Here is a 24,131-nt window from a genome sequence, read left to right as displayed (position 1 = left end):
ATAATGCGTAGTCTCGCTCGCTTTGCGCTGTCTGGTCACAGCTAAACCACCCGGGGCACCTCACTTGGACTGCTCTGCGAAACAGATGCGATGCACCAGGCAGACATGACCCACCAAGCAGGTGCCGCGCCACCACATGCTCCGACCTCATTTACCCACCACAGCTCAAAACGGTGTGTTGACTACACGCCCCTTTTGTTCGTTTTGTTCACGTTTTCGGCCCAAAATCGCCTAGTTACCCAACACAGCGCACGAAAAACATCTCTCTTGTGGTGGGTAACTCGCGATAGTCGCACTAACACGCAAGGCATCCCCACCTAGGTCCTAAGAACGCGTTTGGCTACAGTCCAATTTGTGGACTGTAGCCAAACAACCCCAAAGCACCCGCAAATAGTGATGTGCGACACAGTTTTGGGCTCTTTTGGATACACTCGAGCGTCAAAATCGAACTCGACTGTAGCCAAACGACGCATTACGGCGACTCCCCGACCCCAGGCAGCGCCGGACCCACAGGCGACTCCCCTCCCCGAGGTGGTAGACAGCGCATGTGAGCCAACCCCCTGCCCGAGGTGGTAGAGAGTTGCGGGGTAGCTAGGACCCACCTCGGGAAGGGTAGCCGCCCCAGACGAAATGGCGCAAAGCTAAACCACCCGGAGCTATAACCGCATAGGTCGTTTACACAAAAAAATCTCGGGACATCGAGTGAACGATGTCCCGAGACTTCACAGGCTATTTACTTTGAGTCGGGAAGCTGAGCTTCTTCAGCCGGGTTCTTTCCGGGCGTGCCACGCTCCCAGTTATCCGCGATCTCTTCCCACAGGTCAGCGTTGGCGATTCCCACCTCGGACGGGCGGAAGATTGGGTCTTTCCCTTCCTTCCGCTGACGCTCAAAGTCACGCAGAATCTTGAACGCAGGCTGCTGCAGAATCAGAATCGCGATGATGTTAAGCCACGCCATGAGGCCCACACCCACGTCACCCAGGGCCCAAGCGGAACCTGAGCTGGTCGTTGCACCAACAACGCACGCAACCAGAATGAACAGCTGCAGGAATCGGAAGCCCACCTGGCGAACACGCACGTTTTCAACATTACGCAGGAAGAACGCCAAGTTGGTTTCGGCCATGTAGTAGTAGGCCACGATGGTGGTGAACGCGAAGAAGCCAAGTGAGATTGCGATGAACGACGAACCAAGGCCAGGAATCACAGTGTCGAACCCGTTCTGCGCGAAGGCCGGCCCCACCTCGGTATCTACCGGGAGGTTTCCGGGACCTGCGTGGAACAGTTCCTCGCCCGCCGAGTCCGAGAATACGTTGTACATTCCCGTGGACAGGATCATGAACGCAGTCGCTGAACACACGAACAAGGTGTCGATGTACACCGAACCTGCCTGCACCAGACCCTGCTTAGCCGGGTGTGAAACTTCGGCCGCGGCAGCTGCGTGAGGACCGGTTCCCTGACCAGCTTCGTTGGAGTAAATACCACGCTTAACACCCCACGAAACTGCAACACCCAACATGGCGCCAAATGTGGAGTCCACACCAAGGGCAGACTGCACAATGAGTGTGATAACAGCAGGAATCTGGGAAGCGTTGACGAACACAACCACGATCGCGCCCACGATGTAGATCACTGCCATGAACGGAACAACCAGAGATGCGAAGGTAGCGATGCGCTTAATTCCACCAACAATAATGAAGGCCAGAAGAATCGTGATGATGACGGCTGGAATCCACTTGGGCCAGCCCCATGCCGCTTCGGCTGCTGAGGAAATACCGTTCGCCTGAACTCCCGGAAGCAGGAAGCTCATTGCCACGACGGTGACGAACGCGAACACCATCGCGTACACACTAAATAGGCCCGAAGCCTTGGTGTGACGGTAGGCGCGTTCGATGAAGAACGCGGGACCACCTCGGTATTCACCGGTGTCGCGGTCACGTTCCTTATAAATCTGACCCAGCGTCGATTCGACGAACGACGTTGAGGCACCAAAGAACGCAACGATCCACATCCAGAACACGGCGCCGGGGCCACCGAAGGCAATGGCGGTAGCAACACCGGCGATGTTACCCGTTCCCACACGCCCAGCCAGCGACATGGCGAGCGCTTGGAAGCTGGAAACTCCAGAGTCGCTTCCCTTGCCACTGAACATGTACGTGAAAATCGCGCCGATCTTGCGCAACTGCACAACCCGGGAACGGATCGTGAAGTACAGGCCAGCAAGCAAACATAAGTAAACGAGCGCAGGCGACCACACTACGTCGTTAATGGCGGTAACGACCGCATCCATAGAAACTCCTTGGACAGGTTCGGTAAAAGAAAAGTGTGTATCGCAAGCTTGAGAATGTGCGAGACGTCACTATAAAACCCCCAAAGTGTGATCTGCGTCAAATTCCGCTTGAAAGTTCCTGAAGATTTATGCGGCGTAGCGGTTGCGGTGTAAGCATGAAGTATGCGCGTCGTCATTATTGGAGGCGGAGCTGCGGGCACGGCCTGCGCCCGTTCGTTCGTCCAAACTGTTGCCTCGACCCACCCTGATCTCCCCGCTGAATGCAGTGTCACGGTAGTTGATCCGCTTGAACAGCCAGTAGAGCTCCCGCCGTTGTCGAAGTCCCTAGCGGCCGAAGAGCTTTCTCTAGTGCCGCACATGACGGGCGAAAACGTGGTTCGTGTGCAAGCGACCGTGAGCGAAGTGCGCGAAGCAAGTGAAACCAGCGAAGCCCGCCCCGCAGAACCCAGTGTCCGCGCTCGCTACATCGTGGAAACCTCAGCCGGGGAGCTACCCGCCGACGCCGTTGTCTACGCCACCGGCTTGACCCCTCGTACACCAACCTTTGACGCGGTTACCGTGCACGACCGTGCCTCCGCCACCCGCGCTCACCAGGCCATTCACGCGTTGGAGCCGGGCACCTCGGTGGGGGTTCTGGGCTCAGGGTTCCTGGCTCTGGAGATTGCGCGCGGACTCGCTGATGCCGGACACCGACCACACGTCTACCTGCGTGGCGACCGGCCCCTCCCTAAAGTCAGCGCTCAGCTCGCTCAAGCTGTTATGGCTCTGCATGAACCCGTTACATTCGTGCCCCACACCCCTGAACCCGACCCAACGCAACACCCACTTTGGTTCGCGGCAGTGGGGGCGACCTCGGCCGGGCCCGCCTTGCCTAACGCGGGGCGCAACTTGGAGTCCGTACATTCCGGCAACCTGGCTACCACCCATGCTGGCTACCCGGTGGGCCCCGACTTGCAGGTCGCGGGATTCCCCGGGGTGTACGCAATAGGGGACTGCGCGCGCATAGAGGAAGGTCCTATGAAGGGGATCGAACCCGCCGAGGCGGCCGCCACTTCCATGGGACGCTGGCTGGGCGCGGTGTTGGGCGAGCAGGCCACAGGCGAAAGGGCTTCCACTCAAGGCGCCACCTGGACCGACGTCCCCTGGCACTGGTCGTTCCAAGGACCGTTACGCATCTTCACCGCCGGCCAAAGCTTGAGCGCAACCAACGGTGAGCCGGTACTGCTGGGCGACCCAACCCACCGTGCCCAATGGCTGTTCTTCACCCCTGACAACACCCTTGCGCGCGTTGAAACTCTGAACAACCCCGGCGCACATAACGCGGCCAAGCGCGTTTTAGCCAGCCAGGACCTACCACACAGAAGTGATGCTGATCAGTCTTTTGACATGCGGACCTGGGCGAGCCGTTAAACTGGGCTGTTGCTTTAGAATCGGGTTGTCGTTATTCGCTTATGAAAGTTAATCGTCAATGAATGCTGCTGAGCTGGCTGCCGCTCACGGGCTCGAACGAGTCGGGGCGCGGCCGTCACTGTGGGAATACCTCCGGGAAGTGTGGCGCCGACGCGATTTCACATTTTCATTGGCGCTCTACCGTATCCGTTCGGAAAACCAGAGAAACCGTTTGGGCATGCTGTGGGTGCTGTTGCGCCCCATTTTCTCGGCCCTCATCTACGGCCTGGTATTCGGATTCATTTTGGCTGGGTCACGACCCGACAACTTCGTCCCCTACCTGGTGATCGGCGTGTTCAGCATGGAGTTTTTCAACTCCTCCATGAACGTGGGCGGAAAATCCATCATCCACAACATGTCCCTGGTGCAGTCCCTGCCGTTCCCACGCGCAGTCCTGCCTATCGCCACGGTGATGCAAAACCTCATCAACTTCACCCCCACGCTGGCGCTGATGATCATCATTGCGATCTTTGGTGGCGCTCGCCCGCACGTGACCTGGCTGCTGCTGATCCCCCTGGTGGGGATCTTCTGGGTGTTCAACCAGGGCGTTGCGTTCATCTTCGCGCGCCTCACCGTCCACTTTCGGGACTTAAGCCAGATCACCCCCTACATTTCACGCATGGTCTTTTACACCTCGGGCGTGTTCTTTGACCCGCAACCACGCCTTGAGGGACGCCCCGTGCTCAGCGCAATCTTCGACTGGCACCCCATGTACGAAATGCTGTCACTGGCTCGCGGAATTATCCTGGAGGAGTACTCAATCCCGTGGGACTACTGGTGGAGGTTCGGCATCTGGGCGACTGTCGTCATCTCAATCGCCACGTGGTTCTTCTGGAAGGCGGAGGAGCGTTATGGACGAGAAGACTAACCCGGAAACGCAACCGGAAAGCGTCCTCGCAGAAAACAACACGGGGTCGCTCGCTGCTGACAACCCGGTGGTCATCGTTGACGATTTGCACATCGAGTACAAAACCATGGCCACGGGTAAACGCATCAAAAGAGGTGGCACTAAAGGGTTCCTCGAACGCAACCGCAAGTTCAAAATCGTTCACGCACTCAAAGGCGTGTCCTTTGTGGCCAACGCCAACGAATCCATTGGAATCATCGGGTCAAACGGCTCAGGTAAATCCACGCTCATGCGCGCCATCACCGGGCTGATCCCCGCCACCCGAGGTGCTGTGTACGCCAAAAGCCGCCCCAACCTTCTGGGTGTGGGTGCTGCGCTCATTCCAGACCTCAGCGGAGGGCAAAACGTCATCCTGGGTGGGCTGGCCATGGGGCTCACGCGTGAAGAAGTCGAAGAGAGATATGACGACATTGTCGACTTCGCTGGCATCCGCGAATTCATTGACATGCCCATGCGCACGTACTCATCTGGAATGTCCGCGCGCTTGAAGTTCGCAATTGCGACCGCAAAAGACTACGAAATCCTCATCGTGGACGAAGCACTGTCCGTTGGTGACCGGAAGTTCCGAAAGAAGTCAGAAGACCGGATCCGTGAGATCCGCGAAAACGCTGGTACGGTGTTCCTCGTTTCGCACTCGATGCGTTCGATCCGCGACACATGCAACCGCGCCATTTGGATTGAAAAAGGCGATCTGCGCGCCGACGGAGACGCCGATTCGGTCATCCGCGAATACGAAGCGAACAAGTGAGGTCACGCCAACAAGTGAGGTCGCAGAAACACGCGCTCAGCCCAGAAGCTCTCCCGCCTTTAGAGCAGACCCCGGGCATCACGTACATCATGCCTGTGCTCAACGAGGAAGACAGCCTGCGTGGGGCCGTCGTCGCGGTCCTCGACCAGGACTATCCGGGGCCCAAGGAGCTGATCGTGGCAATGGGGCCGTGCACGGATAACACCGCCGAGGTCGCCGCCAGCATCCGCGACCCTCGCCTGACCGTGGTTGATAACCCATCCGGGGACACACCAACTGGGTTGAACCTCGCAGTGGCCAAAGCGCAGTACCCGGTCATCATTCGTGTGGATGCACACTCGCAGCTGAGTGCCACGTACACGCGTGAAGCGGTTGAAACCCTGCGGACAACCGGGGCCGCGAACTGTGGAGGACTCATGCAGGCCCAAGGGAAGACGGCCTTTCAGAAGGCTGTTGCCCGCGCCTACATGTCCCGTTTGGGTCTGGGTGGACCTGCGTATCATTCGGGTGACGAAGCGCAGGAATCTGAGTCGGCGTATTTAGGGGCGTTCCGGGCCGAGGTGTTCGACACCTTAGGCGGTTTCGACTCCACCCTGCGTAGAGGGCAGGACTGGGAGTTGAACCTGCGGATCCGAGAAGCGGGTGGAAAGGTCTGGTTTAACCCGCGCATGGAGGTCACGTACTGGCCCCGGACCACGTGGAAGAAACTGGTCCAACAGTTTTATGCGACCGGTATTTGGCGGGCCGAAATTGTGCGTCGCCACGGTTCTAAGAACGGCATCCGGTATTTCATGCCACCCATTCTGGTCATTGGGCTCAGCGCGGCTGTTCTTGAGACGGTGGCGCAACTGACTGGGACAACCAAACGCTGGCCCACGTGGTTGGCTCGTTTCACTTCACTTGTGCACATCCCTAGTTGCGCGTACGTGGGCGCAATCGTTGCGAACGCTTTGCGCCAAAAGGACGCAGGAGTGCGCGAGAAAGCATGGTTTGCGCTGGTTTTACCCACCATGCACATCGCGTGGGGTTCGGGATTCCTGAGGGGCCTTGTCACTGGAGCAAACAAAGACAACGTCGACCGTAGCCGGTAGGCTGTTTGGCTTCAGTGTGCCACCCAATACCATGGGTAGAGCAGAGAAAGGACCAGTGTGCCAAGCTCACCTGAAAGCAATTCTGAACGGCGAACGCTCGCCCCGCTTATCGCCGGTGCAATTGTTGTTGTTGCAGTGCTCGCCGTTGTTATTTTCAACTGGCTCAAACCCGTCCCGCCGCTCACCGTGGACATGCTCAAAACCCCGGTCGTAGCCGGGTACGCAGCCGGGGAAGATCTCTATCCTCCCACCTCGGAGTTTGCGGTAGAAGAAATGGCGAAGTTTGGATACTTGCCGGAACTTCCTGTGGCTCGCACGTCCGATGGAGTGCTGGTTGCTGCCACGGACAGTCTTCTTTCTGAACGCATGGGAATCGAAAAGCCCATAAGCGAAGTCACGTCAGAGGAATTCCTGAACGCGCAAATCACCCCACCTGGGGAAAACGGGAAGCCCAGTTCTCCGCTCACCATTGAAAAGGCGCTGACAGAGTACGGAAAAGCAACCGTTTTTGTTTTCACGCTCGAGGCAGAGAACGACGCCCGCGACGTAACCGAACTGGTGAAGAAGCACTCACAAATCGAATCCGTGATCTTCCGTTCAGAAAACTCTGACGTCCTCAAAGTGGCGCAGGATGAAAACATCGCATCACTCGTATCCAAGCCACAAGGCTCACCCGAAGAGCTCAAACAAACGGGTGCGGACATGGTGGAGATTGACGCTGACACCGACCCGCAACCATATGTGGAAGCCGGACTCAAGGTCTGGGCACACGGGGTGAACGACCCCAACCACCTGTCTGAACTGGCCACACAAGGTTTCTACGGAGCATTTTCTGGCAACCCATTCAGTATTCAACCGTCGTCGGTCAAAACCGACTGAGGAGGCACAATGAACCAGCCCATTGGAAAACCCGTACGCATTGGCAACCTAGACGCACAGCAACTGGGACCACAGCCTACCTTCCTCCCAGCAGACCACCCAGACACGGAAGTGGCGAGGCTGGCAGAAGCTGGGCACGAACCCTTGGACATTGCAAAGGATCACCCGGCGAGCTGCCTTGCGTGGGCGCTCCTAGCCAACGAAGCTTTTGACGAAGGACGCCTGGTGGACTCCTACGCATATGCGCGCGTGGGCTACCACCGTGGACTCGACGCTTTACGTGCCGCCGGTTGGCGGGGTGCAGGCCCAATCCCATGGAGCCACGAAACCAACCGCGGATTCTTGCGCTCGCTCTACGCCTTGGGACGCGCAGCAGCGGGGATCGGCGAAGCTGAAGAAGCACAGCGCGTAGAGAAATTCTTGCGGGAATCAGACCCTGAGGCCCTGGCTGAGATCGAGGCCGAAAACTAGGTTTTCACCCGGGCCGATACACTTAACCCGGACATATTTTCTCGTGTGGAGGAACACTCATGCCAGCACTCGTGGTCGTAGGCGCTCAATGGGGCGACGAAGGTAAAGGAAAGACCACAGATATTCTGGGAACCCGCGTTGACTACGTGGTAAAACCAAACGGAGGAAACAACGCGGGCCACACGGTAGTGGTCGGAGGCGAAAAGTACGAACTTAAGCTGCTGCCCGCAGGGATCCTCTCACCCAACGTCGTGCCCGTGATTGGTAACGGGGTTGTCGTGAACTTGGAAGCACTGTTCCAAGAAATCGACATGCTCGAAAGCCGTGGAGCGGACACGTCGAAGCTGAAAATCTCGTCCAACGCCCACCTGGTAGCGCCTTACCACCAAGTGCTCGACCGGGTAACAGAACGCTTCCTGGGCAAGCGTGCAATTGGTACGACAGGGCGTGGGATCGGCCCCACGTACTCCGACAAAGTCGCCCGCTTGGGCATTCGCGTTCAAGACATTTTCGACGAATCGATTTTGCGCCAAAAGATCGAAGGCGCACTTGACCAGAAGAACGAACTGCTGGTCAAGGTGTATAACCGCCGCGCAGTCGAAGTAGAGGAAACAGTCGAATACTTCCTCAGTTACGCGCAACGCTTGCGCCCGTACGTGTGCGACACATCGCTGCTTCTCAACCAGGCACTTGACGAAGGCAAAGTGGTCGTCATGGAAGGTGGCCAAGCCACCATGCTCGACGTTGACCACGGAACCTACCCGTTTGTCACCTCCTCAAACCCCAGTGCCGGAGGCGCTGTCGTGGGCGCTGGCGTAGGACCCACCCGCATCTCTCGCGTGATCGGAATTGTGAAGGCATACACCACCCGCGTGGGTGCCGGGCCGTTCCCCACGGAACTTTTTGACGATATGGGAATCTACCTCCAGAAAACGGGAGGCGAGTTCGGGGTCAACACGGGACGACCTCGGCGGTGTGGGTGGTACGACGCCGTCATTGCCCGCTACGCAGCACGCGTCAACGGATTCACCGACTACGTTCTCACCAAACTGGACGTGCTTGACGGGTTGGACGAAATCCCGGTGTGCGTGGCCTACGACGTGGACGGCGAACGCTTTGACGAAATGCCTGACAACCAGTCCGACTTTCACCACGCGAAGCCCATTTTTGAAACCTTCCCTGGATGGAAAGAAGATATTTCGGGTGTGCGTAAGTTTGAGGACCTGCCGGAAAACGCGCAGAACTACGTGCTGGCGCTGGAAAAGATGTCCGGGTGCCGCATGAGCGTGATTGGAGTAGGTCCGGATCGCGAACAATCGATCGTTCGACACGAACTTCTCGACTAGGATCGCTGTACAGCCACCGGTGTGACTCACCCCACATGAGGGTGTTTGCCGGTGGCTCCACATTGGCGTGATTGTGAAGGGAACACGATGGCACTGTCTGAAATGGACGCGTTTGAAGCACTCGAAGCGCTGAAAAAGGTGAAACGCGATCCTGAACAAGTGGCAGCGTGGTCAGACATGATCCACGAGTTCGTGCGCACCCAGGACCTGATTGCGCGGGCGAACCCGCCGGTGGATGAGATTCGCCAGATCACCGAACACTTGCGCGCCATCAACCAGAGTGCAGAACAGTACGAGGCCGATGAACTGCACCGCCTGTGGCGAGTGAGCCGGTCAGACAAACAGCGCGGCCAAGCGCTCTTGCCAAAGTTCACGCAGGCACACAAGGATGACGACGGTGTCTTTAGCGTTCACTTGAGGTTTGGCGCGTTCTACCTGGGTGCGAACCGGGTGGTTCACGGAGGTGCGCAAGCCCTGGCGTTCGACGAAGGCCTGGGCTACATGATTATGGCTAGTGACCAGCCCTATTGCCGGACCGCATACATTAAGACCGAGTTCCGTGCACCAACACCCGTCGACGTGGACCTCACCATGCGCGGGTGGATCGAAAAAGTGGACGGCCGCAAAATCTATGTGCGCGGCGAACTCGTGTGGGAAGACACCGTGTGTACAACCGTCGAAGGTCTGTGGGTCGCGCTGAAACCCGGACACCGCTAAAACCGGTCACCGGTAACCCCCGGTCATCGCTAAACTCGGACACCGTTAAGACCGTGTTTCACTTCACAGAGGCGGTGACGCGGGTAGTGTGGTGCCATGACCTCAGAAATGACACCGCCCGTAGCGAAAAAAGTCCCCTCTGAACGCACCCACCACGGCGACACATTCGTTGACCCATACGAATGGATGCGCGACAAAGACAACCCAGACGTCATCGCCCACATCGAGGCCGAAAACGCGTACACCCAAGCACGAACCGCGCACCTGGACGGCCTGCGCGACGACATCTTTAACGAAATCAAGACGCGCACCAAGGAATCCGACATGTCGGTGCCGGTGCGCCGGGGCAACTTCTGGATGCTCACCCGCACATTTGAAGGCAAAGACTACCCAGTCATGAGCCGGGTGCCCGCCCTGCCACTGGACCACCCGGACGCGTGGGTGCCACCTCGGGTTGATGACGAACCGGGCGAAAACGAAGAAGTTATTTTGGACCTCAACGCTGAGGCTGACGGTCACGAATTCTTCTCCCTGGGCGCGTTCAGCCTGGACGAAGCGGGCAAACTTTTGGTGTGGTCTGCCGACTACACCGGGGACGAACGCTACACCGTCAAGGTCCGCGACGTACACACCGGTGAAGACCTCGACGACACGATTGAGAACACGTTCGCCGGCGCGTTCATCGACCCCACCGGCAACTACATCTTCTACACCACGGTCGACGAAGCGTGGCGGCCCGACACCGTGTGGCGCTACCAGATTGGTGCTGAGACCGAGCCACAGAAGATCTTCCACGAACCCGACGAACGTTTCTTCGTAGGCGCCGGTTTCACACGCTCGCACGAATACTTGATGATCGTTGCCGGTTCGAAACTCACATCCAGTGCGTGGATGATCCCCGTGTCCAACTTGCAGGCCCAGCCACGCCCCGTGTGGGACCGCGAAGACGGCGTGTCCTACGCGGTCGACCACGCGGTGATCGCAGGCAAGGACCGGTTCGTCATTGTGCACGACCGCAACACCCCGGACTCGGAAGCCATCGTGGTGCCGGTCGACCTGAATGCGTCTGACACGCAGTCGGTGCTTGCTGCCTCGGAACCCCTCATCCCGCCCACGGACGGCATGCGGGTCGAACACGTGGAGGCGTTCGAAGACTTCTTGGCGGTGACGTACCGGTCCGGCGGGTTCGCACGGGTGGGGGTCATGGAAATCGCCGAGGTGGCAGAGGCTGCGGCAGATACCGGGCAGGGCCCCATCCCTGGCGTAGGTCCGCTGAAAGAAGTCAAAGTGGACGAACCCATCGGCACCATGGAAACCGGGGCCAATCCCGAATTCGCGCAGCCGACCTTGCGCTTGAGCTACGAATCGTTCATCACTCCACCCACCCTGTTCCAGCTGGACACCCGGACAGGTGAGAAAACCGTTCTGAAACAGCAGGAAGTTCTGGGTGGAATCGACTTCAGTCAGTACCGCCAGGCACTCGTGTGGGCGACGGCCGAAGATGGCGAAAAGATCCCGGTGTCTCTCGCGTGGAATGCGCTGAAGGTACCCACAGGCTGGGCCCCGGGGACGGACGGGGTGGGGACGACCTCGGCCCCCATGGTGATCTACGGATACGGAAGCTACGAAGTCTCAGCTGACCCGAACTTCTTTGTCAGCCGCCTCAGCGTGATGGAACGCGGCGTGGTGTGGGCTGTTGCGCACGTGCGCGGTGGCGGCGAAATGGGCCGCCACTGGTACGACAACGGCAAAGTGCTTACCAAGAAGAACACGTTTAGCGACTTCATCGCGGCAACCAAACATTTGCACGCAACAGGTGTGAGCGCTCCGGAAACAACCGTGGCGCTGGGTGGCTCGGCTGGAGGGCTGCTCATGGGAGTCATTGCGAACGAAGCTCCTGACCAGTACGCCGGGATCTGTGCGCTGGTGCCGTTCGTGGACCCGCTCACCTCGGTTCTGATGCCGGAACTGCCGCTGACCGTGATCGAGTGGGAAGAGTGGGGTGACCCGTTGCACGATCCCGAGGTGTACGCGTACATGAAGTCGTACGCGCCATACGAAAACGTGGGAGAACACCCGTATCCCAAGATCCTGGCTATCACCAGTTTGAACGACACTCGTGTGCTCTATGTCGAACCGGCTAAATGGGTTGCGCGCCTGCGTGAAGTGGGGGCCGATGTCATCATGAAAACAGAGATGGTGGCCGGCCACGGTGGAGCCTCTGGCCGGTACAGCACGTGGAAAGACCGGGCATTCGAATATGCGTGGGTCCTGGACACGCTGGGGTTAACCGAGGTTAAGTAAAATGCGCTCGCCTGTGCCGTTTGTGGTCCCGTACCTGCTTTTCCTGGTCATTTTCATTGCAGGCGTAGTAGAGCCGTTGCTTACGGTGTTTCACGTTGTTCCACAGCAGGAAAGCTTGGGCGGGATCAGCCCAGCAGGTCTCGTGACCGGCTTGGTATCCCTGGTTGCGGGGGTCGCAGCAGTGCTATTGCTGGCATGGGGTAAGCCCGCGCGACAAGCAGTTGCCGCGCTGCTGGTTGCTGTGTCGGTTATAAGCTGGCCGCTAGCAGTTGTTCTGCTCAACGCTATGTCTTCGAGTGGCAACATCATGCTTGTCGTGGCGTTTTCCCACGTTCTTTCAGCAGTGAGATTCTTTCTCCTTCTCAGCGCGTGGGTGGTTGCAGCGTCCCACGCGCCGTGGATGTTCGCCGTGGCGCTTGTTGCAACGATCGTCAACACCGTGCTGTCTGCAGTGGTGAGCTTCGGAGTAAGCGGCGCAGCGGCCGCTCTTCAAGCGTCATCAGGCGCTTTAGCTGCGAGCGTCGTGCTGCCGGCGTTGGTGAAAATCGTGATCTTTACCGGTGTTGTTCTGGTTGGGCGCTACATGACAGCTGGAGCGTCCAACACAGACGGTGGGTCAGGATTCTCCGCGTCCGACAGGATCGGATGGTAGCCACACAGGGCCAGTGTCGGCGGGGCTAGCTAACTCTCTTCTAGTCGAACAGGCGTGGCAAGGTTCCGCCGTGCGCACTGGCAAGTTCATCCAGCGGCAAGGAGAAGTGGTCCACCAGCTCCAGCGAAGCTGAGTCGGACGGGCCCGCATCAGTCATTCCGATACGTGCAAACGCAAAACCGCGCGCGGTGCACATGTCCTTGAAACGGACCTCTTCGGAGCGTGGAACTGCCACGATAGCGCGTGCTGTCGACTCGGAGAAAAGCGCAGTGAACAGGTCGATACCGTCACGTTCACACACCTCGTCAAGCCACACGCGAGCACCCATGCCAAAGCGCACACATGCTTCGACAAGCGCCTGCGACAGGCCACCTTCAGACAGGTCATGAGCAGTGTCGATCATGCCGTCGCGGGAGGCGTTGATGAGGATCTGAGCCAGTTCCTTCTCTTGCTCCGGGCGGTACTCCGGTGGGACACCACCCAAGTGGTTATGCATGACATCGGCCCACGCGGAACCGTCGAGTTCGTCGTACGTGGTGCCCAGCAAGTAAATGGTCTGACCAGCCTCGCGGAATCCAGACGGGGTGCGTCGTGAAACATCGTCAAACACACCCAATACACCTACAACAGGCGTTGGGTGGATCGCTGCGGAACCAGTCTGGTTGTACAGGCTGACGTTACCGCCGGTGACAGGGATACCTAGGTCCTTACACGCAGCCGCAAGCCCATCGACGGCCTGCACAAACTGCCACATGATCTCAGGGTCCTCAGGTGACCCAAAGTTCAGACAGTCAGTCACAGCCAAAGGCTGGGCGCCTGCCGTCGACACGTTACGGTGCGCTTCCGCGAGCGCCAGGGCAGCACCTCGGGCGGGGTCAAGGAAACAGTACCGGCCGTTGGCATCCGTTGCCAGGGCAATACCCAAACCGGTTTCTTCGTTCACGCGGATCACGCCAGCGTCGTCAGGGAAGGCCATGGCCGTGTTCCCCTGCACGTACTTGTCGTACTGCTTAGTGATCCAGTCGCGGCTGGACAGGTTAGGCGACTTGGCCATCTCGATGACCGTGTTGCCCAGCTCGGAGCCACCTGTTGGGTACGACAAGCCGGCGGAACGTACGGTGTTGGCACGCACCTCGGCGGTCCATGAAGGCTCCTGATACGGGCGGTCATACACCGGCCCGTCGTGAGCGACAGAGCGGGGTGGCACATCCACGATCACGTCGCCGTGCCATTCGATCACCAAACGGCCAGTGTCCGTGACCTCACCCAGGATCGAATACTCGACTTCCCACTTCTGCGCGATTTCTTCGAAGCGCTGCAGGTTTTCAGGCGTGACAACCGCCATCATGCGTTCCTGCGATTCGCTCATGAGGATCTCTTCAGGGGTGAGCGTGGGGTCGCGCAACAGAACGTCGTCCAGGGCAATGTGCATTCCACCGTCACCGTTGGAGGCAAGCTCAGACGTGGCACAGGAAATACCGGCCGCGCCAAGGTCCTGGATACCTTCGACTACCTGGGCCTGGAACAGTTCCAGGCAGCACTCGATGAGAACCTTTTCAGCAAACGGGTCACCCACCTGGACGGCAGGTCGCTTGGACGGTTTGGTGTCGTCAAAGGACTCAGACGCTAGGATCGAAGCGCCACCGATTCCGTCACCACCCGTGCGGGCACCAAACAGCACAACCTTGTTGCCTTTACCAGAAGCGTTGGCCAGGCGAATGTCTTCGTGCTTCATGACACCCACGGCCAGTGCGTTGACCAGTGGGTTTCCCTGGTAGACCGGGTCGAAGATGGTTTCGCCACCAATGTTGGGCAGGCCCAAGCAGTTGCCGTAACCGCCGATTCCGCTGACTACGCCGTGAACCATGCGTGCCGTGTCCGGGTGGTCGATCCGGCCAAAACGCAACTGGTCCATGACGGCAACGGGGCGGGCACCCATTGAGATGATGTCGCGAACGATACCGCCAACACCCGTGGCGGCACCCTGGTAGGGCTCAACGTAGGACGGGTGGTTGTGCGATTCGACCTTGAACGTTACAGCCCAGCCTTCACCGATGTCCACAACACCAGCATTTTCACCCATGCCTACGAGCAGGTTCTTCTTCATTTCGTCAGTGACCTGCTCGCCAAACTTGCGCAGGTGCACCTTGGAGGACTTGTATGAGCAGTGCTCTGACCACATGACCGAATACATGGCCAGTTCCGCGCTGGTGGGGCGGCGGCCCAGGATCTTCTTGATCTCTTCGTATTCGTTTTCTTTCAGTCCAAGTTCCGCGTATGGTTGCTCGACCTCGGGGTGTGCAGCGGCGTACTCAACTGTTTCTTTCACACGCTTGTCAGCAGCGCTTGCCATAGGGATCCCTTTCTGATGGCACGTCCATACGTCTTACTGCGAAGTCTACCTGTTGCAGGAGGTGAGGGGCGCTTTGAGGGACCACGGCCGAGGTCGTTGCGGGTGTGGTTGGGTAAGGGCAACTACGGCCGGACGGTCAGGCACTGCGTGACGGCGGCGAACGGGCCGTGTTGGTCGTGGACCCACGTGTGGGTGAGGCCCAGCGCGCCGTCGCCAAAGCTCACGGTCACGTCGTAGCCTTGCCAGTCTGAAGGCTGCCCGGGTTGGTGGGCGAAGTCCGGGACGCGGAAGTAGTGGATGTCGAGGTCCACGTTGGGGAAAGCGACCTGGGTTGGGTCTTGGCGTACGGATAGCCCGTTGGCGACGTCGAGCATCCCGGCTGAGCGGGCGAGGGCACTGTAGGACTCGTCTACGAGGTCGGCGTGGGTGCGCTGCCACACCTGTGCCCGGCCGGGCTCTTGCTGGGTGCGGAAACCTTCGTAAGTTTTGAGGTAGTCGCCCTGCCAGTCAATGTGCGGGGCGTAAGGTTCCATATGTTCCCGAGGTGGTAGCTGGCTGAGTGCTGTCCCGGCTACGGAGGAGGAGTCGCCTGGTTTCATGAGCCAGGCGCGGGCGATGACGATGGTACGCTCGCCGTGATTGAGGGTGGCTTCGACGAGTTCGATTGTGCGTCCGGGGCGGATCACGCGGACGTCGACGTCGTATGCGCCAATGGGTACGACACCCAGGATGTCGAATTTGAGATTGCCGATCACCATGGGGTCATCACGCCGGGCGTGAAGGTCGGTTTCGATGATGTGGGTGGCGAGCCCCAGGGTGGGGGAGATGTGTTGTTCTTCGACATTCCATGCTCCCGAGGTGAGCTGGGTGGCCGTGTATTGGTGCGTGCCGGTGCGCTTGAAGTATGAGTCCATGGCTTCACTGTAACGGTGTCTGGTCCGGTTCAGACAGGTTCCTCTATATGCTCCGACCCGCCGTAAATCAAATGAACTACCAAAAAGACAAGCCCACCAGCTATGGCGGCAGTTAAAGCGTTGGCAACGACCATGTAAGCCATCTGCCATAGCGGGTACTCTATCCCATTCACAACGCCCATGATGATTGTAAAACAGGCCATGAGCGCGGAGGGCAAAGCCACAGCAAGCCAGGTGCTGGTGCGTGATTCCAGGTCAGTCCAGAATGCCACAAACGCAGCGACCGCTCCGGATAGCACCGGAGGAACCGCAAACCACCAGCTTTCAACTAGCTTAAAAACGATCATCAGCGCGAGGTTGGAAACGATAAAGGCAAAAAGTCCGCCGAGAAAGGATTTGGCAAACGACAGCATAATTATTTACTCGGGTCGAACTGGATCGAATCAATCATGTCATTGATTTCGTCTTTAGTCAGTGTTAGTGCCATGATTTCGACGCCTCCCACAGCCGGATCATCGTCAGCGGACACAAACACCCACGCGCCATTTACAGTGCGACCAGACTTGTCAATGGTTGTCCAGGTGGTGAGTTTCGCTTGGGTGGCGTTCTTGATGTCTAGGTCTTTTGAATTGCCCAATTTGAAATCTGGTCCGTGTGTAGATTTGAACATTGCGTTCGCTTCAAAGTACCCCATATTGGCCTCTGCATTGGGCCCCTGACCCTGATCCGAACTCATCCGGACGATGTCAGTGGGATCTTCGTGAGAATTTGCCCAAGAGGTTGTGAAACCAGTGAAGGTCGGTTTAAAGTCTGGATTTTTGGACCATTCTTTGGGGACGACAACTGAAATACGTCCCTCGGAAATCCGCTGTTCATTGGAGTTGTCGGGTTCATTTGTCACACCCGCATTACCTATTCCGCATGAGCTGAGAAGGGCGACGATAGCGGATAGAGCTATAAGCTTGAACGCCTGAGTCTTCATTTGATCTCTTTCCTAAGTGCGATGAAAGTCTGACGATCCATTGACATGTTACCCACCAGCGACGCATTCAGGCATGGCTACCCAGTTACCATTCTCGTCCATGACTTGGAAGCTAGTAGTCGAGGCGTCTGTTGTGGACTCAGATTGACCAAACACTTCTTGATCAGCGAAAGTACTCGTGAGGAAGTTCGTGCCTTCGCGGAACCAATCCATTTCCTGTTCGGCTTCTTCAGACGTTATTCGGCGTTCCTGCTTAGTGAGTTTGCCATGGTCATAGAAAAGGTCAGACATGGTGTACTTGCTTGGGTTTTCGTCCTTGCCACCGTTGTGATAGCGGTTCATTGGGTTATCGAGGTTTTTGATGGCTTCCAGCGCTTGCTTGCGCTTTTCAGGGGTGTCGGTGTTAATTGACGCGGTGACAACCGACTGGTTTACGATGTCCTCCGCGCCGTTCACGCCGGCATCTGCGTTATAAGCCGTGCGCGATGTGATGTTGACGATTTCGTCCGTATCTTCTTTCATAGTGACCGCCAGTAGGGTAGCGCCATGAGCGTTAGCGCCTGCAGTACCAAGGAATTCCTGGTTTGCTTTACCTTCAAGTCCACCGTCGACTTGAACGTAAATGGTCTTAGTTCCCTCGTCGTGATTGTGAGAGACCGCGCCTTCTGCGCCAAGCTCTGCATTCCCACTTACACCGGCTTTGAGCTTCTCCAAAATCTTGATGCTACCGCTGTCTTCCCCGCTGCTGTCTTCCCCGCTGCTGTCTTTCCCATCGCTGTCGTTTCCGTCGCTGTTGCTGGAGTTCGGCTTTTGCGCGTCGTCACCCTTATCAGAAACCGATATATCGAAATCAGCGTTTACTTGGCCGTTCAGACGAAACTTGTGCATTTCCTCCGAAGGTTCCTCAAAGCCGTTAAAAGGTTGTGTGGGTTTGAAAGGATTGAGAGCGTCTCCGTGGTCAACGTTCTTCTTGGCTCTTTCGAAAGCTTCCCTAGCGCCTTCTTCGTTATCCTTGTCAAATTTGTAAACCTTGCTGTAGGAGTAGTCACCGTTTATCTCACCTTCGGCGTTAACCTCAGGCTTAATTTCGACGCCACCGTCTTGGTCGTCACCTTTGTCGGAACTGTCTCCGCCCTTGTCTTTACCTTTGTCCTTGCCGAGTCCTTTTCCTACGCTAGCTCCGTAATCCGAACTGATCACGACTTCCCAGCCGTCGTTGGTTTCGACGAGTTGAACGGTTGCTCCCTTTCGTGCACTGCCCTTGCCAGCCTTGACGTCGACGCTGACGTCGGCAACTCGACCATATTCGTGCGTCGATACTTCACAAACGACTTTGTCCTCAGGGGCTTCACCACACGATGCTTCGTTCCATTGTGCACCGCTAAAGACTGTGCAGATAGCTTTGTCAATAGTCTCCGCCATCTTAGGTGCCATGGGTGTTGCGATAAGCCCGGCGATGACGATCGCGGCTACTACTGCGATGCCAATGTACTCGATTGTTCCTTGACCGCGTTGGCGCAGGGTTTTTAGTTTCATGGCAACTATAACTCCAGGGGTGGGGACTCAAATCAGATTCTCAAGGGGATACCCTCACTTTACTTTGCATGCCGACCTTGCGATGGGGTCCATGGGTTCAAAATAGGGCCCAAAACCTTGCGGTCCGTGTTGCACCACCCATAGGCGATAAAATTGGTGGCATGTCCGTCACGAAGATTGTTCTGTTCTATGTTTTTACTCCGCTAGCCGACCCCGAAGCGGTCAAACTGTGGCAACTTGCCCTGGCTGAAAACTGCAACCTTAAGGGTCGCGTGATCATTTCACCAGACGGCATCAACGCGACTCTGGGTGGAGACATCGACGACGTTAAGCGGTACGTGCGGACCACCAAGAGCTACGCGCCATTTAAAAAGGCAGACATCAAATGGTCGAACGGCCAAGGTGACGACTTCCCCCGTCTGTCAGTAAAGGTGCGCCCCGAACTGGTCACGTTCACCCGGCCGGAAGAAATCAAGGTCACAGATAAAGGCGTTGAAGGTGGGGGAGTGCACCTCAAACCCGGTGAGCTCCACAAACTTGTCGAAGAACGCGGCGACGACGTGGTGTTCTTCGACGGGCGCAACGCGATGGAAGCGCAGATCGGGAAGTTCAAGAATGCGATTGTGCCAGACACAGAAACGACGCGTGACTTCATTGCCGAAATCGAATCCGGCAAATACGACGACCTGAAAAACAAGCCAGTCGTCACGTACTGCACCGGCGGAATCCGTTGCGAAGTGCTCAGCGTTCTCATGAAGAACCGTGGCTTTGAAGAGGTGTACCAGCTCGAAGGCGGAATCGTGCGCTACGGCGAGACCTACGGCAACTCCGGCCTGTGGGACGGCTCGCTGTATGTGTTCGACAAGCGTATGCACATGGAGTTTGGTGACGGGGCTGAGTCGTTGGGCACATGCGTTTCCTGTGGCACCCACACGCCCATCTTCGTGAACTGCGCAAACTTGAGTTGCCGCAAACAGTTCTTGCGGTGCGAAGACTGCACGGAACGCAACGAACACCCGAACTGCGATTCATGCGAGCAGGCGGACCTAGCCACCTCGGCCACCCAGTAACCAAACTGAGGCAACTGGTCCGGTGAGCGGTCCGGTTCTGCAAAGGAGACGATCATGAAGACCGCGATGATTGTGCTTTTCATATGCGCTGTTGTGTTGACACCGGAGATCATCTGGGTCATCGTCATGGTGCGCACAGCGAACCGGCGAGGCAAACCGGATCCACAGTTGCGCCAACAACTCCTGACTGCCCCTCAAGGCATGGCCACAATCGTTGAACGCAGACTCACGGTGTATCAGACTTTCGGGGGAACCATTGCGCGGGGCACACGACGACTGTGCACGTTCACCGTTGTCGTGAGAACACCAGACGGCTTCACATTCCAGTCATATGCTGAAGCGCTCATCGACTTTGCGGCGTGGAACCAAAACGAATTCGCAGAAGGTCAAGTTCACCCCGTGAAGTACCTGCCACACGACACAAGCCGAGTGTGGTTCGTCGAAAAGTTGGGCTAGAACTAACGCCCGAACAAGCGACCAAAGAAGCCCTTCTTTTTCTTCTTCGGCTTCTCTGCTTCAGGTGTAGGTTCCGGTGCAGGCTCTTCTTTAACCGAGGGCTGTTCAACGGGTTCAGCTTCACGCGGAGCAACAGGTTCGGGCTCGGTTGGCACAGATGCGACTGGCTCTTCGACGACCTCGGCGGCGGGTTCCTGGACGGGCACGTCCGCAACGGTTTCGTCTTCCACGGCAGCCGTCTGTGGGAGCACCTGTTCGGCGGAGTCTTCCGCGCCCGAGGTGACACTCGGCTCTGGCTCGGCAACCACCTCGGCGGTGGGGGCCTGCGACTCCTCAACCGGCGGTGCGTCCTCAACCTCAACGCGGACCAACTGGGGTTCAGCGACCCCAGCGGCACTGAGCTGCTCCGCAGCCTCGTCACTGAGCGGCTGGGTCACCTGACAGTTGGTGAGACGGTTGAGAGAGTCGAACGTGAGGTCGGCTGAACCGTCTTTTAGCAGCATGCGCAAGCCGTCGCCGTTCTCAACGACGTGGAAGCCACGCAGACGTCCGTACTCTTGGATGGCCGTGCGGTGGTTGGGGATGTCGGTGACAGACAAGCCAGCGGCCAAAGCCTTCACAACCGGCCGGATTTCAGGCTCACCCAACTGCAGCTGCGGGGCATCCACAATGAGCCACGCGGTCGCGGGTCCCACGGGAAGTGGGACGTGGAACAGGTGGCCGGTGATGACCTTTGCAGCGATGACCATGCGCAGGGCTTGGTCGTCGTGCGTGTCGAATTCGGGGTCGGTGAACTCTGGGATCTGGTGTTCAGCCCCGTATTCGCGCACTTTGCGGGAAAGCGCGATCGCGGGTTCTTTCCAGTCGTTATCCGGCGACCAACCCCAGCGGAAAGTGTCGTAGTTGGAATCGGTGGACCCAATCATGTGGGGGCGGCCAGTAAACCCGTGCTCACCGGACAGTTCAATGAGTGGAGCGTCGGAAAAGTCCACATTCCAGTCGTAATCGGAGTTGGCGGTGGTGCGTTCAAAAACCCACTGAGCTTCTGTTGAGATGAACACGCCTGAGACGACAAGGTCGGTGAGTGCTGGACTTTCTTTCATGGTGTCCTTCCTGGTTGACGCTCGGGGGGAAGAATGTGGGTTTGTGACAGTGCTGGGCGCCTGGCTTACGTTTGCGTGCGGTACGCGGGCTTACGCCCGGGTCAGGTGCGCAATGACCGAGGTGAAGAACCCCTGGCCGTCGACACCAGCACCCATGTCGCTCCCAACGGCTGAACCGAACCCAGCCTCAACAGCGTGTTCGGGGTGTGGCATAAGGCCAACGACATTACCTTGAGTGTTGGTGATGCCGGCGATGTCGCGCTGGGAACCGTTGGGGTTGTAGCCCTCGTAGCGGAAAACAACCCGGCCTTCAGCTTCAAGTTCGTCAAGCGTGTGCTGGTCAGCTTGGTAGCTTCCCTCACCGTTCTTGAGTGGAACAGTGATGACCTGGCCCTGCTCATATGAACTGGTCCACGCGGTGTTCGCGTTTTCTACCCGCAGTTTCTGGTCACGGCAAATGAACTGCTGGTGGTCATTACGCACCAGCGCACCGGGGAGCAAGCCCGATTCGCACAGGATCTGGAACCCGTTGCAAATACCCAGAACTGGCAGGCCACCTTTAGCGGCGTCAACGATCGCTTCCATGATGGGCGAACGTGCAGCGATTGCACCGCAACGCAGATAGTCGCCGTAGGAAAACCCGCCTGGCAGGACTACCGCGTCGACCGATGCCAAGGTGGTGTCGGCGTGCCAGAGTGGGACGACCTCGGGACCGGAAAGCGCGATAGCGCGGGCGGCGTCACGGTCGTCAAGGGACCCGGGGAACGTCACAACACCCACTCGAAGGCCCTGGGCTTCAGGTGCCGAGGTCGTTGAGACCGGTGCGCCAATGAGCTGATCGGTGGTCACTGGGCATCACCGGTGACTTCGTAAACGCCCACCACGTCTTCGATGACTGGGTTGGAAAGGAGGTCCTGAGCGACCTGCTTGACCTGCTCAAGAACTTGGGGGGTGATTTCTTCATGGATGGTGAGTTCGAAGCGCTTTCCCTGACGAACATCGAAACCGCTCACGCCTGAACGTTCCAGGCTTTGCGAAATTGCTTTGCCCTGGGGGTCAAGAATTTCAGGCTTTGGCATGACCTCGACGACTACACGTCCCATGGTGCTCCTTGGATGCAGGTGGGAGGCGGGAAACCCGCCACAGTTCATGTGAAGTCTATCAACCGGCGGTGCTTGGTGGCAGCAGTGAGCGCGGGCGCCCCCTATAGTTGAGAATGCATACCCCCTATATCCCTAAGGAGTCACAATGGCGAGCCCGTTATATGTTGCCCGGAACGGTTCATACGAAGAGTTTTGTGAAGTTTTTGATGCTGAGAACAATGATGTCACTGACATGCTTTTGGGTGGTTTAATCAACCGTGACGCAGATGCGCGTTTTCGAATCAGTAGTGACATGTTGGACAAAGGTGCTGACCCGTGTGCGGTAGAAGAAGGGCAGAACACTCTGTCACTTCTTTTGGGTGGACATGACCACTTGAGTGAAGGTGACTGTGAACTGGTTAAGCGCCTGGTGGACGGTGGCGCGGACGTCAACTTCCGCAACGGACAAGGCGCTTTGGTACTGCGATTAGCGGTGGAGATCGATGCTGACGGCGATGAAGAACGTCGCCCTGTGTATGAAGCCTTGTTTGGGGCAGATGCACTTGATCTGGAGCTTCCATCAAGTAAACGAAACCCGGTCAACACGGTTGGCAAATGGCTCAGAATGTGCGTGGACGCGGCATCTGGAAAGCACGATGTTCTTGATGAATTCTTGAAGACTAAAGGTTACTGAGCGTTGTAAGCGATTACGCGCCTAAAGGTGTGGGAGGGTATGCGCGCGCAGTGCATACCCTCCCACGTTTCCTGGTCGTTGCTATTGGTCGGATTTGTCCTCGTCAATGTGGGACTGGTTGCGTTTGGGGTCCTCAACTTTATAGTTGTTGGGATCCGTATATTCCTTGAGGAACTCGTCTTTACTGATATTTCCGTTCATGTAGTCACTGTGCGTCTTGCGGAACTCGTGTCCTGTTTTGTGGCCCATGTCCCACTTGCCCCCACGATTCTGACCAGGCTTCCATTTGACTGATCTCCAGTTGTCATCGATGTCTTTGACATAGATCTCGTCTTTCTCGAGCTTTTTAGGGACGAAACCGTTTTCATCAGGCTTTAGTTTGCCGTTCTTGATTTCTTCCAGCTGCTTGTCGCGTGACTGCTTCCAGACTTCTTCGACCTGGCCGTCAGCGTAACTAGGCCTTCTCTTCGAATTCGAGTAAGGGACTCGGTTTCCTTCACCGTCATAGACGTAGCCGTCCTTACCTTTGACAAAAGGACCGTCAAAGCCCTGCGGGCTCACATCAGCGGGCTCACCCTTGACTGGGTTTTCCTTTTTGCCTGACTTTGAACTGTCTTTGCCGTCCTTCTGAGAGTCGCTCTTGGAGCCACTCGACTTTCCTGAGTCTTTGCTCTTACCAGAGTTCTTGTTTGAGCTCTTTTCGGAGTTCTTGTCAGACTTCTTGGAGTCAGAGCTTTTGCCCTGGGCGCTCTTGGCTTCTGCTGTGGATTTGCTGTCGGTTTTGCCTGACACCAATGGGCATTCTCCGGCAAGCACCTCGGCTGATGCAGGTGTTGAGACGGTGGCTACAAGCGGGGGAGTTGGCGACGTACCCTCCGCAGAGTAATGGTCGACTCCATGGGTGACCTGGCAAATTACCTTGGCCATCCCGTCTGAAATGAGGCTCTTAATAGGTGTGGCGACGATGCCAGCTATAACAATGGCCGCGATGACTGCGATGCCAATGTATTCAATGCTTCCTTGGCCCTTTTGGGCCAGCTTTTTTACGCGCAAATGTAGCGTGCTCATGGCGGGGATCCTTGAGTACTCG

The 24,131-nt window shown here is 57.4% G+C and carries 23 protein-coding genes; 13 read left to right on the top strand and 10 right to left on the bottom strand.

What is annotated here, in order from left to right:
• Positions 1 to 733: 733 nt before the first annotated feature.
• Positions 734 to 2,287, bottom strand: a complete 1,554-nt coding sequence (locus QP868_RS01265; RefSeq protein ID WP_284924711.1) for an alanine/glycine:cation symporter family protein — start codon at positions 2,285 to 2,287, stop codon at positions 734 to 736.
• Positions 2,288 to 2,449: 162 nt separating this feature from the next.
• Here QP868_RS01265 and QP868_RS01260 point away from each other — a divergent pair, with 162 nt between their 5' ends.
• The 10 genes from QP868_RS01260 to QP868_RS01215 all read left to right on the top strand — a co-directional run bounded on the left by QP868_RS01260 (position 2,450) and on the right by QP868_RS01215 (position 12,851).
• The gene (locus tag QP868_RS01260) at positions 2,450 to 3,697 is read left to right on the top strand and encodes an FAD-dependent oxidoreductase (RefSeq protein ID WP_284924710.1); all 1,248 of its coding nucleotides are present in this window, start codon (positions 2,450 to 2,452) and stop codon (positions 3,695 to 3,697) included.
• A gap of 58 nt (positions 3,698 to 3,755) precedes the next feature.
• On the top strand, positions 3,756 to 4,604 hold the full coding sequence (locus QP868_RS01255) for an ABC transporter permease (protein ID WP_284924708.1): 849 nt from the start codon (positions 3,756 to 3,758) through the stop codon (positions 4,602 to 4,604).
• On the top strand, positions 4,588 to 5,391 hold the full coding sequence (locus QP868_RS01250) for an ABC transporter ATP-binding protein (RefSeq protein WP_284924707.1): 804 nt from the start codon (positions 4,588 to 4,590) through the stop codon (positions 5,389 to 5,391). The genes QP868_RS01255 and QP868_RS01250 overlap by 17 nt, the downstream gene beginning before the upstream one ends.
• A gap of 14 nt (positions 5,392 to 5,405) precedes the next feature.
• The gene (locus QP868_RS01245) at positions 5,406 to 6,482 is read left to right on the top strand and encodes a glycosyltransferase family 2 protein (RefSeq protein WP_284924705.1); all 1,077 of its coding nucleotides are present in this window, start codon (positions 5,406 to 5,408) and stop codon (positions 6,480 to 6,482) included.
• A gap of 57 nt (positions 6,483 to 6,539) precedes the next feature.
• The gene (locus QP868_RS01240; protein ID WP_284924703.1) at positions 6,540 to 7,361 is read left to right on the top strand and encodes a PI-PLC domain-containing protein; all 822 of its coding nucleotides are present in this window, start codon (positions 6,540 to 6,542) and stop codon (positions 7,359 to 7,361) included.
• Between the two features lie 9 nt (positions 7,362 to 7,370).
• On the top strand, positions 7,371 to 7,832 hold the full coding sequence (locus QP868_RS01235) for a DUF3151 domain-containing protein (protein ID WP_284924701.1): 462 nt from the start codon (positions 7,371 to 7,373) through the stop codon (positions 7,830 to 7,832).
• 59 nt (positions 7,833 to 7,891) lie between these two features.
• A complete protein-coding gene (locus QP868_RS01230; protein ID WP_284924699.1) occupies positions 7,892 to 9,178 on the top strand; it encodes an adenylosuccinate synthase in 1,287 nt (428 codons plus the stop codon).
• Between the two features lie 87 nt (positions 9,179 to 9,265).
• Complete coding sequence (locus QP868_RS01225) at positions 9,266 to 9,895, top strand: PaaI family thioesterase (RefSeq protein WP_284924698.1); 630 nt, start codon at positions 9,266 to 9,268, stop codon at positions 9,893 to 9,895.
• A gap of 96 nt (positions 9,896 to 9,991) precedes the next feature.
• On the top strand, positions 9,992 to 12,199 hold the full coding sequence (locus tag QP868_RS01220) for a S9 family peptidase (RefSeq protein ID WP_284924696.1): 2,208 nt from the start codon (positions 9,992 to 9,994) through the stop codon (positions 12,197 to 12,199).
• A gap of 1 nt (position 12,200) precedes the next feature.
• Positions 12,201 to 12,851 carry a hypothetical protein gene (locus QP868_RS01215; RefSeq protein WP_284924695.1) on the top strand — a complete coding sequence of 217 codons (651 nt, stop codon included), beginning with the start codon at positions 12,201 to 12,203 and terminating at the stop codon, positions 12,849 to 12,851.
• Between the two features lie 40 nt (positions 12,852 to 12,891).
• On the opposite strand, the gene purL is transcribed toward QP868_RS01215, so the two are convergent.
• The 5 genes from purL to QP868_RS01190 all read right to left on the bottom strand — a co-directional run bounded on the left by purL (position 12,892) and on the right by QP868_RS01190 (position 18,636).
• Positions 12,892 to 15,204, bottom strand: a complete 2,313-nt coding sequence (purL, locus tag QP868_RS01210) for a phosphoribosylformylglycinamidine synthase subunit PurL (RefSeq protein ID WP_284924694.1) — start codon at positions 15,202 to 15,204, stop codon at positions 12,892 to 12,894.
• A gap of 122 nt (positions 15,205 to 15,326) precedes the next feature.
• Positions 15,327 to 16,118 carry a thioesterase family protein gene (locus QP868_RS01205; protein WP_284924693.1) on the bottom strand — a complete coding sequence of 264 codons (792 nt, stop codon included), beginning with the start codon at positions 16,116 to 16,118 and terminating at the stop codon, positions 15,327 to 15,329.
• Between the two features lie 29 nt (positions 16,119 to 16,147).
• Positions 16,148 to 16,531 (bottom strand): hypothetical protein, encoded by a 384-nt coding sequence (locus QP868_RS01200; RefSeq protein WP_284924692.1) that lies wholly within the window; start codon positions 16,529 to 16,531, stop codon positions 16,148 to 16,150.
• A 2-nt stretch (positions 16,532 to 16,533) separates the two neighbouring features.
• A complete protein-coding gene (locus QP868_RS01195; protein ID WP_284924691.1) occupies positions 16,534 to 17,100 on the bottom strand; it encodes a hypothetical protein in 567 nt (188 codons plus the stop codon).
• Between the two features lie 48 nt (positions 17,101 to 17,148).
• Complete coding sequence (locus QP868_RS01190; RefSeq protein WP_284924689.1) at positions 17,149 to 18,636, bottom strand: hypothetical protein; 1,488 nt, start codon at positions 18,634 to 18,636, stop codon at positions 17,149 to 17,151.
• Between the two features lie 161 nt (positions 18,637 to 18,797).
• On the opposite strand from QP868_RS01190, the gene trhO reads away from it, so the two are divergent.
• Positions 18,798 to 19,706 carry an oxygen-dependent tRNA uridine(34) hydroxylase TrhO gene (gene trhO, locus QP868_RS01185; protein WP_284924687.1) on the top strand — a complete coding sequence of 303 codons (909 nt, stop codon included), beginning with the start codon at positions 18,798 to 18,800 and terminating at the stop codon, positions 19,704 to 19,706.
• A gap of 54 nt (positions 19,707 to 19,760) precedes the next feature.
• The gene (locus QP868_RS01180) at positions 19,761 to 20,162 is read left to right on the top strand and encodes a hypothetical protein (protein ID WP_284924685.1); all 402 of its coding nucleotides are present in this window, start codon (positions 19,761 to 19,763) and stop codon (positions 20,160 to 20,162) included.
• Between the two features lie 2 nt (positions 20,163 to 20,164).
• On the opposite strand, the gene QP868_RS01175 is transcribed toward QP868_RS01180, so the two are convergent.
• The 3 genes from QP868_RS01175 to purS form a co-directional block, all read right to left on the bottom strand.
• Positions 20,165 to 21,265, bottom strand: coding sequence for a DUF6882 domain-containing protein (locus tag QP868_RS01175; RefSeq protein ID WP_284924684.1), 1,101 nt, complete (start codon positions 21,263 to 21,265; stop codon positions 20,165 to 20,167).
• 90 nt (positions 21,266 to 21,355) lie between these two features.
• Positions 21,356 to 22,114, bottom strand: coding sequence for a phosphoribosylformylglycinamidine synthase subunit PurQ (gene purQ, locus QP868_RS01170; RefSeq protein WP_284924682.1), 759 nt, complete (start codon positions 22,112 to 22,114; stop codon positions 21,356 to 21,358).
• Positions 22,111 to 22,368 carry a phosphoribosylformylglycinamidine synthase subunit PurS gene (gene purS, locus QP868_RS01165; protein WP_284924681.1) on the bottom strand — a complete coding sequence of 86 codons (258 nt, stop codon included), beginning with the start codon at positions 22,366 to 22,368 and terminating at the stop codon, positions 22,111 to 22,113. Before purS ends, purQ begins: the two co-directional genes overlap by 4 nt.
• Before the next feature lie 145 nt (positions 22,369 to 22,513).
• Here purS and QP868_RS01160 point away from each other — a divergent pair, with 145 nt between their 5' ends.
• The gene (locus QP868_RS01160; RefSeq protein ID WP_284924680.1) at positions 22,514 to 23,041 is read left to right on the top strand and encodes a hypothetical protein; all 528 of its coding nucleotides are present in this window, start codon (positions 22,514 to 22,516) and stop codon (positions 23,039 to 23,041) included.
• An 81-nt stretch (positions 23,042 to 23,122) separates the two neighbouring features.
• On the opposite strand, the gene QP868_RS01155 is transcribed toward QP868_RS01160, so the two are convergent.
• Entirely contained in the window at positions 23,123 to 24,109 is a 987-nt protein-coding gene (locus tag QP868_RS01155; RefSeq protein WP_284924679.1) for an HNH/ENDO VII family nuclease, read from the bottom strand.
• Between the last annotated feature and the right edge of the window lie 22 nt (positions 24,110 to 24,131).

Origin of the sequence: Brevibacterium sp. UMB1308A, assembly GCF_030230605.1 — a bacterium.
In the GTDB taxonomy this organism is placed as follows: Bacteria; Actinomycetota; Actinomycetes; order Actinomycetales; family Brevibacteriaceae; genus Brevibacterium.
This window is presented reverse-complemented; position numbering and strand designations above follow the sequence as displayed.

Bases quoted from the DNA above. Each gene is read 5' to 3' on its own strand.
- QP868_RS01265 (WP_284924711.1), bottom strand. From the start codon at position 2,287: ATGGATGCGGTCGTTACCGCCATTAACGACGTAGTGTGGTCGCCTGCG.
- QP868_RS01260 (WP_284924710.1), top strand. From the start codon at position 2,450: ATGCGCGTCGTCATTATTGGAGGCGGAGCTGCGGGCACGGCCTGCGCC.
- QP868_RS01255 (WP_284924708.1), top strand. From the start codon at position 3,756: ATGAATGCTGCTGAGCTGGCTGCCGCTCACGGGCTCGAACGAGTCGGG.
- QP868_RS01250 (WP_284924707.1), top strand. From the start codon at position 4,588: ATGGACGAGAAGACTAACCCGGAAACGCAACCGGAAAGCGTCCTCGCA.
- QP868_RS01235 (WP_284924701.1), top strand. From the start codon at position 7,371: ATGAACCAGCCCATTGGAAAACCCGTACGCATTGGCAACCTAGACGCA.
- QP868_RS01230 (WP_284924699.1), top strand. From the start codon at position 7,892: ATGCCAGCACTCGTGGTCGTAGGCGCTCAATGGGGCGACGAAGGTAAA.
- QP868_RS01225 (WP_284924698.1), top strand. From the start codon at position 9,266: ATGGCACTGTCTGAAATGGACGCGTTTGAAGCACTCGAAGCGCTGAAA.
- QP868_RS01220 (WP_284924696.1), top strand. From the start codon at position 9,992: ATGACCTCAGAAATGACACCGCCCGTAGCGAAAAAAGTCCCCTCTGAA.
- QP868_RS01215 (WP_284924695.1), top strand. From the start codon at position 12,201: ATGCGCTCGCCTGTGCCGTTTGTGGTCCCGTACCTGCTTTTCCTGGTC.
- purL (WP_284924694.1), bottom strand. From the start codon at position 15,204: ATGGCAAGCGCTGCTGACAAGCGTGTGAAAGAAACAGTTGAGTACGCC.
- QP868_RS01205 (WP_284924693.1), bottom strand. From the start codon at position 16,118: ATGGACTCATACTTCAAGCGCACCGGCACGCACCAATACACGGCCACC.
- QP868_RS01200 (WP_284924692.1), bottom strand. From the start codon at position 16,531: ATGCTGTCGTTTGCCAAATCCTTTCTCGGCGGACTTTTTGCCTTTATC.
- QP868_RS01195 (WP_284924691.1), bottom strand. From the start codon at position 17,100: ATGAAGACTCAGGCGTTCAAGCTTATAGCTCTATCCGCTATCGTCGCC.
- QP868_RS01190 (WP_284924689.1), bottom strand. From the start codon at position 18,636: ATGAAACTAAAAACCCTGCGCCAACGCGGTCAAGGAACAATCGAGTAC.
- trhO (WP_284924687.1), top strand. From the start codon at position 18,798: ATGTCCGTCACGAAGATTGTTCTGTTCTATGTTTTTACTCCGCTAGCC.
- QP868_RS01180 (WP_284924685.1), top strand. From the start codon at position 19,761: ATGAAGACCGCGATGATTGTGCTTTTCATATGCGCTGTTGTGTTGACA.
- QP868_RS01175 (WP_284924684.1), bottom strand. From the start codon at position 21,265: ATGAAAGAAAGTCCAGCACTCACCGACCTTGTCGTCTCAGGCGTGTTC.
- purS (WP_284924681.1), bottom strand. From the start codon at position 22,368: ATGGGACGTGTAGTCGTCGAGGTCATGCCAAAGCCTGAAATTCTTGAC.
- QP868_RS01160 (WP_284924680.1), top strand. From the start codon at position 22,514: ATGGCGAGCCCGTTATATGTTGCCCGGAACGGTTCATACGAAGAGTTT.
- QP868_RS01155 (WP_284924679.1), bottom strand. From the start codon at position 24,109: ATGAGCACGCTACATTTGCGCGTAAAAAAGCTGGCCCAAAAGGGCCAA.